The sequence below is a fragment of the Deinococcus ficus genome (assembly GCF_003444775.1).
Lineage (GTDB): Bacteria > Deinococcota > Deinococci > Deinococcales > Deinococcaceae > Deinococcus > Deinococcus ficus.
The window spans coordinates 2,019,117-2,032,928 of the sequence record NZ_CP021081.1 but is presented as its reverse complement, the minus strand read 5'-3'; the positions used below and the strand labels follow the sequence as shown (position 1 = coordinate 2,032,928).

Annotated in this window: 14 protein-coding genes and 1 pseudogene; 5 read left to right on the top strand and 10 right to left on the bottom strand. The window is 70.8% G+C overall.

Annotated features, from left to right (window positions below):
• Nucleotides 1-7 precede the first annotated feature (7 nt).
• The 6 genes from DFI_RS09880 to DFI_RS09855 form a co-directional block, all read right to left on the bottom strand.
• Nucleotides 8-472, bottom strand: a complete 465-nt coding sequence (locus DFI_RS09880; protein WP_027462992.1) for a hypothetical protein — start codon at nt 470-472, stop codon at nt 8-10.
• A gap of 23 nt (nt 473-495) precedes the next feature.
• Complete coding sequence (locus tag DFI_RS09875; RefSeq protein ID WP_051307763.1) at nt 496-1,380, bottom strand: GGDEF domain-containing protein; 885 nt, start codon at nt 1,378-1,380, stop codon at nt 496-498.
• Nucleotides 1,381-1,492: 112 nt separating this feature from the next.
• Entirely contained in the window at nt 1,493-3,058 is a 1,566-nt protein-coding gene (locus DFI_RS09870; protein ID WP_043778108.1) for a DAK2 domain-containing protein, read from the bottom strand.
• Nucleotides 3,059-3,092: 34 nt separating this feature from the next.
• Nucleotides 3,093-3,425, bottom strand: a complete 333-nt coding sequence (locus tag DFI_RS09865; protein ID WP_022801460.1) for an Asp23/Gls24 family envelope stress response protein — start codon at nt 3,423-3,425, stop codon at nt 3,093-3,095.
• Between the two features lie 45 nt (nt 3,426-3,470).
• On the bottom strand, nt 3,471-4,391 hold the full coding sequence (locus DFI_RS09860) for a DUF4032 domain-containing protein (RefSeq protein ID WP_027462990.1): 921 nt from the start codon (nt 4,389-4,391) through the stop codon (nt 3,471-3,473).
• 194 nt (nt 4,392-4,585) lie between these two features.
• The gene (locus DFI_RS09855; RefSeq protein ID WP_022801462.1) at nt 4,586-4,915 is read right to left on the bottom strand and encodes an FKBP-type peptidyl-prolyl cis-trans isomerase; all 330 of its coding nucleotides are present in this window, start codon (nt 4,913-4,915) and stop codon (nt 4,586-4,588) included.
• Nucleotides 4,916-5,121: 206 nt separating this feature from the next.
• Here DFI_RS09855 and lepB point away from each other — a divergent pair, with 206 nt between their 5' ends.
• Complete coding sequence (lepB, locus tag DFI_RS09850) at nt 5,122-5,730, top strand: signal peptidase I (RefSeq protein ID WP_027462989.1); 609 nt, start codon at nt 5,122-5,124, stop codon at nt 5,728-5,730.
• Here the strand turns inward: lepB and DFI_RS21030 are convergent.
• Both DFI_RS21030 and DFI_RS09840 read right to left on the bottom strand, forming a co-directional pair.
• Nucleotides 5,720-6,226, bottom strand: a pseudogene (locus tag DFI_RS21030) (GNAT family N-acetyltransferase). The gene lepB and the pseudogene DFI_RS21030 sit on opposite strands and share 11 nt — an antisense overlap.
• Before the next feature lie 4 nt (nt 6,227-6,230).
• Entirely contained in the window at nt 6,231-7,001 is a 771-nt protein-coding gene (locus DFI_RS09840) for an SIMPL domain-containing protein (RefSeq protein WP_027462988.1), read from the bottom strand.
• A 190-nt stretch (nt 7,002-7,191) separates the two neighbouring features.
• On the opposite strand from DFI_RS09840, the gene DFI_RS09835 reads away from it, so the two are divergent.
• Together DFI_RS09835 and DFI_RS09830 are read left to right on the top strand one after the other, a co-directional pair.
• A complete protein-coding gene (locus DFI_RS09835) occupies nt 7,192-8,793 on the top strand; it encodes a peptide chain release factor 3 (RefSeq protein WP_027462987.1) in 1,602 nt (533 codons plus the stop codon).
• 40 nt (nt 8,794-8,833) lie between these two features.
• Nucleotides 8,834-9,406, top strand: a complete 573-nt coding sequence (locus DFI_RS09830) for a C39 family peptidase (protein ID WP_027462986.1) — start codon at nt 8,834-8,836, stop codon at nt 9,404-9,406.
• 27 nt (nt 9,407-9,433) lie between these two features.
• Here the strand turns inward: DFI_RS09830 and DFI_RS09825 are convergent, their stop codons facing one another.
• Nucleotides 9,434-9,928 (bottom strand): hypothetical protein, encoded by a 495-nt coding sequence (locus tag DFI_RS09825; protein WP_027462985.1) that lies wholly within the window; start codon nt 9,926-9,928, stop codon nt 9,434-9,436.
• A gap of 39 nt (nt 9,929-9,967) precedes the next feature.
• Entirely contained in the window at nt 9,968-11,071 is a 1,104-nt protein-coding gene (locus tag DFI_RS09820; RefSeq protein ID WP_027462984.1) for an aminopeptidase, read from the bottom strand.
• Between the two features lie 44 nt (nt 11,072-11,115).
• On the opposite strand from DFI_RS09820, the gene purU reads away from it, so the two are divergent.
• Complete coding sequence (purU, locus tag DFI_RS09815) at nt 11,116-11,991, top strand: formyltetrahydrofolate deformylase (protein ID WP_027462983.1); 876 nt, start codon at nt 11,116-11,118, stop codon at nt 11,989-11,991.
• A 101-nt stretch (nt 11,992-12,092) separates the two neighbouring features.
• Complete coding sequence (locus tag DFI_RS09810; protein WP_027462982.1) at nt 12,093-13,805, top strand: hypothetical protein; 1,713 nt, start codon at nt 12,093-12,095, stop codon at nt 13,803-13,805.
• The last annotated feature ends 7 nt before the right edge of the window (nt 13,806-13,812 follow it).

Sequence of the window (13,812 nt, the reverse complement as noted above, 5' to 3'; positions counted from 1 at the left end):
GTCTAGTTCACGGTCCGCCGGAGGGGGCCGCCAGAGGGTCCGGCACGGGCGGCTGCACGGTCACCTGGACCAGATCGAACAGGTCCGAGATCGCGTGGTGGCCGGCCAGGCCGGGCGTGTCCTCCCGGTAGTACAGCGGCCAGCCGTTGTACGTCGCCTGCGGCCAGGGCCGCAGTCCGTGCGGGCTCCGGGCCCGGCGGCCGAACGCCCCGGGCAGGCCCAGCGGCGTGGACCGCACGTCCAGCGCCGGCAGCGGCACGAAGCGGTATACGAAGGGCTTGAGGTACTCCGGCCACTCGCTCGCAAACGGCACCTGCTGCCCGCACATCATCGCCAGCCGCAGCGGCGTGAAGCGGTACAGCGGGCTCAGCCCGCCCGGCTGCCGCACGTGCAGGCGCCCGGCCTCCACCACGACCGTCAGGGTGGGCGGCCCCGCCACCGTCCCGCCGGGCAGGTCCGCCGAGAATTCCAAGCCCCTGACCAGGGAGGAGGGGGTCAGAAGGACCACGCTTCCCCGCGGGCCGCTGTCCACAGCGGCGGCGCGACCTTCAGCACGGCCTGCTGGCCCGCCACCAGACGGATCAGGGTGCCCCGCACGCCCAGCGGCCGGGTGCCCGCGCGCCCGGAATGCTTGGCGCGGTACATGCGCGCGTCCGCGACGCGCAGCAGCTCGGAGACGCTCTGCCCGTCCTGCGGCGCGGCCGCCTGCCCCACCGCGAAGCTCAGGCCGGTCAGCCCCAGCTCCCGGCGGGCCGAGGCCTGAAACTCGCGTTCCAGCTGACCCAGGTTCACGCCGTTGTCGCCGCAGCCCGCCAGCAGGAACTCGTCGCCGCCCAGCCGGTAGGCCTGCACGGGCCGGCCGGCGCAGGCCCGCGCCAGCAGCCGGCCCAGCAGGCGCAGCGCGGCGTCCCCGGCCGCGTGGCCGTGCGTGTCGTTCACGGCCTTGAAGCCGTTCAGGTCCAGCAGCGTGACGTGCAGGGCCGGCGAGACCGGGCAGGGAAGCCGCTCGCGCTCCCAGGCCTGCCGGGTGGGCAGGCCGGTCAGGGCGTCCACCAGGAAGTCGTGCACGTCCTCGGCCGTCCAGCAGCGGTGCAGGCCCTGCAACAGGGCCGGGGCCGGGTGGGCACTCAGCCGGGCGTAGCGGAGCGGGCCGTCCGGGGTGGGCAGCCGGATCAGGGTGGCGCCGGGCTGTTCCAGCTGCGCGCACTCCGGCAGGGCCGCCCAGCGGGCGTGGTAGGCGGCGTTGGCGCACAGGGGCTGCCCGGCCCCCTCCTGCCACAGCAGCGGCACGGGCAGCGCCTGCAGGATCTCGGCGGTGGTGGGCGCGGCGGGCGCCGGGCGGGAACGCCGGCGGACCAGGAGGCGGGCCTTGGGACTCATGCGCGCAGCATGCCCGGGGGGGCGTTATCAGGCCGTTAATACCTCCGGGGTGCGGAACAGGCGCCGGGTGACCGGCCCCGGTCGGGACCTGCCACCCGGTGGGGCACCTCGGTTATTCCAGCGTCACGAGGTAGTCGTAGAGGTCCGGGCCGCCGGCGTGCGTCTCCACTTCCAGGGACGGGAACTCCTTGCGGATGCGCCCGGCGAGGGCCTCCAGGTCCTCCTCGGTCTTCTGCGGGCCGCCGAACACCGTGGCGATCTCCTGGCCCTGGAAGCCCTGCTCGAGCATGTCCAGCACGCTGTCCTCAGGGGTGCCGCCGGCCTGCACGAGCTCGTCGTCCATCAGGCCGATCACGTCGCCCTCGGCGATGTCCAGCGTCCGGCCGCCCCTGGTGGTGATGTTGGTGGTGCGGCTGGCGCGCGTGACCTCGAAGGTCGTGACCGCCTGCGCGCCGGCCTCCATGCCTTCACGCAGGTCCTCGGCGCTCGCTTCCGGGTTGAAGGCCAGCGCCGCGCCGATGCCCTGCCCGAGTGTGCGGGTGGGAATCACGACCGCGCGGCCCTCCATGAGTTCCATGGCCTTCTCGGCGGCCATCAGGACGTTCTTGTTGTTCGGCAGGATCACGACCTTCTCGGCGCTCACCGACCGGACGGCGTCCACAATGTCCTGCACGCTGGGGTTGGCGGTCTGCCCGCCGGACACGATGCGCGCGCCCAGGCTGCGGAACAGTTTCACCAGCCCGTAGCCGTTCGCCACGGCCACCAGCCCGCTCGGCGCGACTTCCTCCTCGGCGCGGGCGGCGGCGCCGGTCATGCCGAGAATCTCGGTGTGCTGCTCGGCCATGTCCTCCACCTTCGTCTTCAGCATCCGGCCGTAACGGCCCACCGTGGCGAGCAGCTGGTCGGGTTCGTTGGTGTGGATGTGGCCCTTGACGTACCCCTCGGCGCCCACGACCAGCAGGCTGTCCCCGAACGGGCTGACCAGTTCGCGGATCTCCTCGATGGGTCTGGTGGCGTCACTCATCAGGAACTCGGTGCAGAACCCGAACTCCTCGGTCTCGAACTGTTCCTGGGCGTAACTGGTGATTTCCGGCGCGGGCGGCAGCGCCTCGCCGCGCAGCTGCGCGAGCAGGCCCTGCACGATGTACAGGTAGCCCTGCCCGCCCGAGTCGATCACGCCCGCCTGCTTGAGCGCCGGGAGCATGTCGGGCGTCTGGTCCAGCAGGTCCTGCCCGCGGATCAGGGCGTTTTCCAGCACGAGTTCCACCACGTCTGCCGGCTGCGCGGCGCCCTCGGCCACGCCGCGCGCGACGGTCAGGATGGTGCCCTCCACGGGTTTCATCACGGCGCCGTATCCGGACTTGCGGGCGGCCTCGAAGGCCCGGCCCAGCAGCGCCGCGTCGATCTCCTGGGCGTCGCGGATGGTCTCGGCGAAGCCCTTGAGCAGCTGCGAGAGGATCACGCCGCTGTTCCCGCGGGCGCCCAGCAACGCGCCGTAACTGATGGCCTTGGCCACGGCCGCCATGCTGTGCTCGTCGGCGGTGTCCAGTTCGCGGCGCACCGACTGCATGGTCAGGTGCATGTTCGTGCCGGTATCCCCGTCCGGCACCGGGTACACGTTCAGGGCGTTCACCTGTTCGCGGTACACGCCCAGCCAGTCGGTGGCGTAGCGGAACATGCGGGCCACGTCGGCGGGCTTCAGGGTGCGGTGCTCAGACACGCTGAACCCCCACGGCATGCACGCGGGTGGCGGCCAGTTCGATGCTCGCCTGCGTGCGGCAGACGTGCTCGACCCGCTCCACGATGTTGCGGGCCACGGTGGGGATGCTCACGCCGTACGCCGCGACGATGTACAGGTCGGCCGTGAACTTCCCGCCGTCCTTGCCGATCACCACGCCTTCGCTCACGTTCGCGCGGCCCAGCACGCGGCTGAGGCCCTCCTTGATGCTGGCGGGCGCCATGCCCACCACCCCGGGGATCTCGTGGGCGGTCAGCCCGATCAGCGACGCGAGGGCCGCCTCCGTTATTTGAATGGAGCCACTCACAGTAAAGGCCAGTATACGTGAGGCCCGCACTCCCGCCGGACGCGCCTACCGCGCCGGGTGCAGCTGGCCGCGCAGCAGCAGCTTCGCCCGCTGCCCCAGCCGCCGGTAGATGGGCGGGGCGTGATGGGCGCTGAAATCCACGGTGGCTTCCTCGGTGCCCACGTCGTGCCCGGCGGCCTGCGTCAGGAAGTAGCGGTGGTCCATGATCCACAGGTACAGGTCCGCCTCGGTGCGGCCCGGGAAGCGGCGCATCACGTCGTGCTCGGCGAGTTCCTGCACCACCCGCAGGTAGAGGCGCTCGTACCAGCTGCGCACGGCGTCCTCCCAGCTCACGGGCGGCAGGCCGGCGCGTTCGGGTTTGCGGTCCAGGTAGTACTGCCGGGTGCGGATGTGTTCCAGCACGCGCTCGTAGCGCCCCGGCGTGGTGAACACGATCTCCAGGTGCCCGGGCACCGCCGCATCCAGGCGGGAGTCTTTCAGGAACCGCGCGTACTCGCCCTTGATGATGATGTCCTTCAGGGTATCCGTGCTGTCCGGGGGAATGGTCACGCCCAGCTCGATCACCTCGGCGTCGATGTACTTCTGGCCCTGGCGCCGGGCGATGGACACGCGGTGATTGCCGTCCTTGACGAAGTACCGCCCGCCCACGCTGTACACCTGGATCGGCGGGAGTTCCTTGCCGCGCAGCTGCGCCTCGCGCACGCCGATCCAGCGTTCGTCCAGGTGCTTTTCACGTGGGAGGTAGTGCCGGTCGAACTCGCGGTAGCGGTCCACCGATCCGATGATCTGGTCCACGTCGATGGGCCGCACGCCCAGCCAGCGTTCGCCCTGCGGGGAGAGGTGACGCACCCAGTCGAAGGGAATCAGTTCGTTCGGCTGCCGGCGCAGGATGGCCAGGACGTCACGCAGTTCCCGCGCACGGCGGGCCCGCTGAAGGTCCTGTCTGGCCTGATCGTGGGCGAACATGGGGGCGTCCTCTGCGCAGCGTCCCAGGAAGGGCGGGCCGCGGGGCCGGGGTGGGGTTGCGTCCGGGGAGGGACACCCCCAGCTTCGTGTCCAGAATACACGAAATGAGGTCGGCGGAACGTCAGGTCGTCTGGACCAGATACGAGGACCGGGCCGGAGGTCACCCCCGGCCCGGCCTGGTCAGCGCCGCTTCCTCAGCGGACGTCCACCAGCTCCACGTCGAAGATCAGGGTCGCGCCGCCCGGAATCGCCCCGGGCACGCCCGCCGCGCCGTAGCCCAGCTCCGCCGGGATGGTCAGGCGGGCCTTGTCGCCCACCCGCAGCTGCGCGATGCCCTGGTCCCAACCCGCGATCACGTACCCCACGCCCAGCGGGAACTCGATCGGCTCGCCGCGGTCCCGGCTGGAGTCGAACTTCGTGCCGTCCTCCAGCATGCCGGTGTAGTGCACCCGCACCATCTTGCCCGCCTGCGCCTGCACTCCGGTGCCTTCCTCGTACTTCTCGACCTTCAGACCTTCCGTCATGCCCGCCAGGGTACGACACCCCGCCGCGTCCCGCCCAGCCCGCCTGTCCCCGTCGGCATGGCGCACACGGCCCCGTCCCCCGCGGCGGCGCCCCGCCCAGCACGCCCTTCCCACCATCCCGGCTGCCCCACCCGGCCCCGGACAACGCTGAAGACCGTATGAAGGCCCGCGCGCCCCGCCCGCCGCGCCCTGCTACCCTTCCCGGCGTGACCGCGCCCCCACCCGCCCCGCCCGCCCCCGTCAGCCCGGGGCGGTCCTTCTGGCGCACCTGGGTGCTGGGCGCGCTGCTGCCCATCTACCTGCTCACCACCTTCCTGGGCACCATCGCCCGCGTGGACGGCGACAGCATGAACCCCACCCTCCACAACGGCGACGTGCTGCTGCTCGTGAAGGCCCCCCGCTGGCTGCACGCCTGGGGCCTGACCCCCACCGGACAGCCCTACCCCCGGCGCGGCGACGTGCTGATCTTCAAGGCGCCCGAAGGCAGCGAGTACGCCTACGAGACCGAGTACGGCCTGCGTCACCGGCCCTACAACATCAAACGCGCCGTGGCGCTGCCCGGCGACACGGTCGCCATCACGGACGGCACCCTGATCCTCAACGGCCGCCCCCTCACCGAACCCTACGCCTCGGAAGGCTTCGTGCAGGACCAGCCGCCCCTGACCGTCCCGGCCGGGCACGTCTGGGTGATCGGCGACAACCGCCAGCAGGGCTCCAGCCTGGACAGCCGCGTGTACGGCCCGGTGTCCCTCAGGGACGTCGCCGGTCCCGCCAACCTGCGCCTGTGGCCCCGGCCGGGACTGGTCAGCCGCTGAACTCCGCCCGGCGCAGCGCGTACCGCACCAGCGGCACCGGCTCCCCGTAATACTCGTCCAGGTCGCCCAGGCCGACCTCCCGGAACCCCAGGGCCCTCATCAGCGCGTGGGACCGGACGTTCGGCCGGTGCACCTCCGCCGTGATCGTCCTGAGGCCCAGCGTCCCGAACCCGTACCGGAGCGTCAGCTCCCCCGCCCGGCGGCCCACCCCGCGCCCCTACTGAGCCCGCTCCGCGACGGCAATCCCGAACTCCGCCGTGTCCGCCGTCATCCCGGCCAGGTCAACGTACCCGACCAGCTGCCCGTCCAGCACGATGCCCTGCCGCATGAACCCGGCGGGCGGGTCGGTCAGCAGCCGGAGCCGGGAGGCGCGCACCTCCTCCGGGTCGCGGTCCACGGCCCAGCCGATGGCCCGGCAGAACTCCGGATCGGCCGCCCAGCGCACGAAGGGCTCCACGTCGTCCAGCGTCAGGGGCCGCAGCGTTACGTCACTCATACGCTCACTTCACCAGAAAATCGATCTCGACGACGGCCGTCACGTCCTTTTCCAGGCTGCTGGTGTCGTAGCTGCCGCTGTCCTCCACGCTCGTCTCGAACCTCGGCGTGATCTGGAACACGCCCATCCGGGCGTTCTTCACGGCCCCCACGCTGTTCCCGGCGCTCTGCGCGATCGCCTGCGCGCGGCGCTGCGCGTCCTGACTCGCCTCCTTCAGCAGTTCCAATCGCACGTCCGCGAGCTTCGTGTACAGGTACTCGATGTCGCCGCTCTGGATGTCCACGCCCGCCGTGCTGGCGTCCACGAACGCCGCGGTCGCCTCGCCCACCGCCCGCTGCACCTTCCCGATGTCGTTGGACTGCAGCCGGTACGTCTCGGACACCACGTACCGCGTCCGCTGCACCTCCCGCGCCTCGCCGCCCACGTCCTCGTACACCGCGTACGTCTGCGGCCCCGCGTTCACCGGCTCGCGCCGCAACTCCGCCCCCGTCAGCGCCTGCGCCTTCAGGAACGCCTCGATGGCCGGCTGCGTCGCCCGGAAGTTCCGGTACGCCGTCTGCAGACTGGCGCCGTCCGTGCTCTGCACCGTGAAGCGCCACACCGCCTGATCGGACGTGATGCTGCGCCGCGCACTGCCGGTCACGTTGATCACGTCCGATGCGTTCTTCACGTCCACGAACGACCGCGCCACCAGCGCCCCCGTACCGAGAAAAGCCAGCGAGGCGATGGTGGTGGCGACGACAGCAGGGGAGACGCGGAAACCGGAAGCAGTCATGCTCCAGCGTACGCCCCTGCCGGGCGGGCCGCCTGCCGGATTTGCAGCCCGGAGCATCAGGTATCATGACCCCATGACCGTTCTCCTCACGCCCCCCTAGCGCGAGTCGAGAACCGCGTTCCCCCAGCTCGACCCCGCACCACACCGCCGCTTCACCACCCCGGGCCCCCTGCCGCCCGCCGGAGTTCCCATGACTGCCCAGAACCCCACCCCCACCGCCCTCGCGGCCGAGATCGCCCGCCGCCGCACCTTCGCGATCATCTCCCACCCGGACGCCGGGAAGACCACCATCACCGAAAAACTCCTGCTGTACGGAGGCGCCATCCAGGAAGCCGGCAGCGTCACCGCCAAGGAAGGCCGCAGCCACACCAAATCCGACTGGATGAGCATCGAGCAGCAGCGCGGCATCAGCATCTCCAGCAGCGCCCTGACCTTCGAATACCAGGGCCGGCACATCAACCTCCTCGACACCCCCGGCCACCAGGACTTCAGCGAGGACACCTACCGCACCCTGACCGCCGCCGACAGCGCCCTGATGGTCCTCGACGCCGCCCGCGGCGTGCAGACCCAGACCGAGAAACTCTTCGCGGTGTGCCGCAACCGCGGCATTCCCATCCTCACCTTCGTGAACAAGATGGACCGCCCCGCCCTGGACCCCTTCGACCTGCTCTCCCAGGTCGAGGACACCCTGAAGATCACCGCCGTGCCCCTCACCTGGCCCATCGGCGACGGCCCCGACTTCAAGGGCGTATACGACCTCCAGACCGGCCAGGTCCTCACCTTCGACCGCACCAGCGGCGGCAAACACCGCGCGCCCGTGCACACCGCCGGCCTGGCCGACCCCAAACTCGCCGAGATGGTCGGCCCCGACCTCGCCGCGAAACTCCGCGAGGACGTCGAACTCATCCAGGGCGCCATGCCCGAATTCGACCCCGCCGCCTTCCTCACCGGCGAACTCACCCCGGTCTTCTTCGGCAGCGCCATGAACAACTTCGGCGTGGAGCACTTCCTGAGCAACTTCGTGGACCTCGCCCCACCCCCCGGCCCGGTCGAGACGAACCTCGGCGAACGCGACCCCACCACGGGCTTCGCGGGCTTCATCTTCAAACTCCAGGCGAACATGAGCAAACAGCACCGCGACCGCACCGCCTACATGCGCGTCATGAGCGGCCACTTCGAACGCGGCATGGACGTCACCCACACCCGCACCGGCCGCAAACTCCGGCTCTCCCAGGCACACACCCTGTTCGCCCAGGACCGCGAGAAGGTCGAGGAAGCCTACCCCGGCGACATCGTGGGCCTCGTCAACCCCGGCGTGTTCCAGATCGGCGACGTGATCAGCGTGGACGGCAAACTCCAGCTGCCCGGCTTCCCCCGCTTCACCCCGGAGACGTTTGCCACCATCAGCCTCCGCGACGTCGGCAAACGCAAGGCCTTCATGAAAGGCCTCACCCAGCTCGCCGAGGAAGGCGTCGTGCAGGTCTTCTACCCCACCGACGGCGCCCGCGACCCCTACCTCGGCGCGGTCGGCCCCCTCCAGTTCGAGGTGTTCCAGGCCCGGCTCCAGGAAGAGTACGGCGTGGACGTCGACATGCACGTCACCAGCTACCAGCTCGTGCGCTGGCTCGCCGGGGACCCCACGAACGTCGCCCGCTTCGCCCGGCACGTCGAGGACGACCAGGGCCGCCCCGTCATGCTCTTCCGCAGCAAATACGACCTCGAATACACCGCCGAACAGCACCCCGAGATCGAATTCCTCCCCCTTCCCAAGGACCTCACCCGCGTCGGCTGACGTCAGAAGCGTGTTACGGGCGGCGGCGCATACTTCAGGGGTGCGCGCCGCCCGTTCCCTTGCCCTCAGCCTGCTGCTGCCCCTGAGCACCGCCAGCGCCGCCCCTGCCAAGCCTGCCACGACCGGCTACGCTCTGGAGGGCATGCCGCTGATCCGCCAGACGTACAACGCCTGCGGACCCGCCAGCATCACCCAGGTTCTCGGGTACTTCGGCCTGAAGGTGAACATGGCCGACGTCAGCCGCCACACCCGCCCCAGCGATACCGCCTACATGACCGCCCAGGCCATCGTGAACTTCGCCCCGCTGGTCGGCATGCAGGCCCGCCTGTACAGCGGCGGCACCCTGGATACCGTCCGCGCCGCCATGAAAAACGGCCTCCCCCTCATCGCCCTGCAAAGCCACATCACCGACACCGGCAAGGTGATCCCCCACTGGCGCGTCATCGCCGGCTACAACGACGCCACACAGCAGGTCTACCTGATGGACCCCCTCCTCGGACACGTCGCCATCAGTTACACCGACTTCCAGTACGTCTGGAAAGACCACCGCGGCCAGTTCGCCGTCCTGTACCCCCCCCGCCTCGCCGCCACCGTGAAGAACGTCATCGGATAAGGGAAGACTTCAGGCCCCACGTTCGGTTCAGGCCGCCTGACGCCAGAAGCGGTACAGGGCCAGCAGTTGCGCGCCGTCGCTCGGCGTGCCCGGCAGCCCGACCCAGGCCGGGTACCGCCGAATCGGGAGCAGCGTGATGAGGGCCTGTACCGCGCTGTACCCTGCCAGCGCCCGACCGAACGGTTCTACAACGGAACCCAGCAGAGCCAATCCTGCCGCGGTCAGCAGAAGGGACGTGAACGGACCCAGCGCCAGGGCCAGTGCTCGCTGTCCTGGGCTGAGCAGCGCCTGCCAGATCGCCCGGCCTCCCCAGAAGCACACGCGGCGGACATCCACGTTCACGCGGCCAACCGTGAAGCGCAGCAACGGGCGGCTCCAGTCCGGGCCCACCTGCAGGGTCACCGGCGCGCGCGAAACGCACATTGGCACCAGCAGGTGCCCCAGCTCGTGCAGGGTCACGCCGATCACACCGCTCAGCAGATACAGCAGCGTCAGCTCAGGCGAGAAGATCACGGTGGGCATGTCCCACCACTGTGCGGGAAGGGGAGGCCGCGTGCCGTCTTAAATGCGGAACACGCCGTTTTCCTGCACGACCTCGCCGTCCAGGCTGAGGCGCCCGCCGGTGCGCAGGTCGGTGATGAGGTCCCAGTGGATGGCGCTGGCGTTCAGCCCACCGGTTTCCGGGTAGCTTTTGCCCAGGGCGAGGTGCACGGTGCCGCCGATCTTCTCGTCGAACAGGATGTTCCCGGTGGGGTGCTGAATGCCGAAGTTCGTGCCGATGCCCAGTTCTCCCAGGCGGCGGGCGCCGGCGTCGGTGTTCAGGGCGGCGAGCAGGACGTCCTCTCCCTCGTCGGCGGTGGCGTTCACGACCTCGCCGGCGCGGAATTCCAGGCGGGCGCCGCGCACCATGCGGCCCTGGTAACTGGCGGGAATGGTGAAGGTCACGAAGCCCTCGGCGCTGTCTTCCAGGGGGCCGGTGAAGACCTCGCCGCTGGGCATGTTGCGTTTCCCGTCGCTGTTCGCCCAGCTTCTCCCGCCGACGCGCAGGGTCAGGTCGGTGCCGGGCGCCTCGATGCGCACGACGTCCGCGCGGGTGAGGCGCTCGATGATGCGGGCCTGCATCTCGCGGATTTCGCCCCAGGCGGCGACCGGGTCGGGACGGTCGAGGAACATGGCGCGCATGACGAAATCGTCGAATTCGGGCCCGGTCATGCCGGCCTGCTGCGCGGCGTGCGCGGTGGGGTACAGGGTCAGGCCCCACTTCTTGCGGGCGCGGGCGGCGGCGAGGGGGGCCAGGGACTTGAGGTGCCGGGCGCGGCGGGCGGCGTCCACGTCCCGGGCGTCTTCCGGGGTGAGAAGGCGCATGCTGCCGTCCATGGCCTCCACGTCCGCGAGGTCGGCGGGGTGGTGGGCGTCGAGCACGGCGTCGCTGGCGAACTCGGCGAAGTCCTCGGCCTGCCCGGGGTAGCTGAGCTGCACGGCCGGGCGCGCGCCGCGGCGCAGCAGCGCTCGGGTGAGTTCCTGCATCAGGGGCACGCTGCCCAGGCCGCCCGCGACGAGCAGCCGCTCGCCCGGCTGGGCACTGAGGCAGTAGCTGGCGAGCAGTTCGGCGTGCTTGGCCGGGTCGTACGCGATCAGGTTGGGGGCGGGCGTGTTCGTCTGCATCACCCCCGAGGCTAGCACCGCGCCCGGCAGTATCCTCCGCCCCTATGACGGCCGCGCCGGACGCCCCGAACACCGCCACCCTCACGATCACCTGCCCGGACCGGCAGGGCATCGTGGCTGCCACGTCGCAGTGCCTGCACCGACACGGCGCGAACATCATCCACAGCGATCAGCACAGCACCGACCCCGAGGGCGGAACGTTCTTCATGCGCATGGAGTTTCACCTGGAGGGCCTGCCCGGCGCCTGGGCGGACTTCGAGCGGGCGTTCGCGGAGACGGTGGCGGGGCCCTTCGACATGCATTGGACCCTGAGTGCCGCCACGCGGCCCAAGCGCATGGCGGTGCTGGTCAGCCGGTACGACCACTGCTTTCTGGACCTGCTGTGGCGCGTGCGGCGCGGCGACCTGAACGTGGAGATTCCGCTGGTGATCAGCAACCACGAGGACCTGCGCCGGGACGCGGAGATGTTCGGCATTCCGTACCACGTCATCCCGGTCACGAAGGCCAACAAGGCCGAGGCCGAGGCCGAGCAGATCCGCCTGATGCACGAGGCCAGCGTGGACTTCGCGGTGCTGGCGCGGTACATGCAGATCCTGTCCGGGGACTTCCTGCACGCCCTGGCGCGACCCGTGATCAACATTCACCACAGCTTCCTGCCGGCCTTCGTCGGCGCGAACCCGTACCGCGCGGCCTTCGACCGGGGCGTCAAACTGATCGGCGCGACCAGCCACTACGTCACCGAGGAACTCGACGCCGGGCCGATCATCGCGCAGGACGTCATTCCGGTCACGCACCGCGAGACGCCCGAGAGCCTGATGCGCCTGGGCCGCGACGTGGAACGCCAGGTGCTGGCCCGCGCCGTGAAGGCCCACGCCGAGGACCGCGTGCTGGTGCATGGCAACAAGACCGTGGTGTTCTGACCGGCCGGCAGGTGCGCCCCGGCGGAGCGGGCCGGGCGCGTATCCTGCGGGTGAACCCACCGCGACCCTCTTTCTCTCCTGCGTTTTCCTCCGAGGTTCCCATGCGCCACCCGTTCCCGGCCGCCCGCACCGCCCTGCTCGTGCTGACCGCGTGCAGCCTTCCCACGGCCCGGGGGCAGGCCCCCGACCCGGCCCTGCTGCGCGCGGCGGCCACCCTGTACGCCACCGCACAGGTGGGCGCGGTGGCACGCGACTGGTGCCTAAAGGAAGTGCCGGCGCAGAGGGCTGCGACCGAGCAGGGGTACGCCGCGTGGCGGGCCGCGTTCGGCCTGCCGGGCATCGAGGCCTACCTGCAGCAGCACGCGGCCGCCCAGCTGCCGCAGCTGCGCCGCGTCGTGGAGGACCGCCGGGCGCAGCTGTACGCGGAGCTCAGCCGCGCCAGCCGTGATCCGGCCGGGGACTGCCGGAACATCCAGGCGGAGCTCACGGAGCAGGTGAACCTCGCCCGCCTGAATCCGCAGGAGTACGCCCTGACGCAGCCGCTCCGGCAGGGCACAGGTACGGCCGGCAGCGCCCCGTCAGCCGGTGGGCCATTCATCACGGGCACGGCATTCGGGCCGCTCACGGGGGCCGGTGTGCAGGCACTGCTGGGCCACGCCGGCGGGCAGGCCCCCTACCGCACCGGCGGGCCGCTGAAGGCGGGCGCGTACGGCTGCGTGATGCAGCTCACCCACGACTTCGAGAGACTGTGGGGCACGACGAGGTACACCCTGACCCTGTACGGGGACGGGGGCGTGCGCGTCACCGGGGCTGAGACGATCAGCGGGGCTGGCGGGACACCCAGTCGCCTGAAGGACACGCACGGCACCTACCGGTACGTGCCCGCGACCGGGGAACTGGGAGCGCAGGCGGACTCCGACCACCGCGACCTGACCGACCTGATCTTCCCGAACGGCCGCTATGACAGCGTGAGCGGCGACGCGCCGCTGCACAACATCTTTCGCGTGCTGACCGACCGGGCCGGCACGCCCATGATCTACGGTCAGCAGGCGTACGGCCTGAACGACGGCCGCCTGACCGTGTGCCGCTACGCGGGCGGCGCGGCCGGCGTGTCCCCGGTGGCGCAGGCCCGGCAGGCCGCTCAGGCCGAGGCGGAACGCTTCAACCGCTACCGCCTGAAGCCCGGTGCCGGCCCGGCCCTGGCGCGCATCGAGGGCCTGCTGCACACCTACGAGAACGAGTACGCCGGCATCAACGTGACCGGCCGGGAGACCACGGTGCTGCTGCTCAGGGACGGCACCGCTTACCTCAACCTGCGCTGGAGCCCGCACGACCTGGACGTGACCGCCTCCCGCAGGGGCGAACCGCAGGCCTGGACGAAATGGCGCCGCGGGGGCGGCGGGTACGAGCTGTGGCAGGGCGGCCGCTGGGTGCCCAGCCGCGGCACCCTCGGCGTGCCCGGCGGCAAGGACGAGGCCATCACGGGCACCTACCGCTTTTTCAGCGCGTACACGTCCGGCACGCTGATGAACGGCGCCACCGCCACCCGCTCGGACGCCTACACCTTCGGGCCGGGCCGGCAGTTCACGCGGCTGGGCAGCAGCGGCGTGGCCGGCACGCTGAACACCGGCGCGGCCGTCACCACGGGCGCGGCGTCCGGGCCGGGCAGCCGGGCGGGCGGCACGTACCGCTTCGAGGGCTACACCCTGGAACTGAAGGGCCCGGACGGACAGGTCACGCGCACGTACGCTTTCTACTGGACCAAAGACAGGAAGAACCTGAACATCGGCGGCACCACCTACACCCGCCAGTAGGGCACCC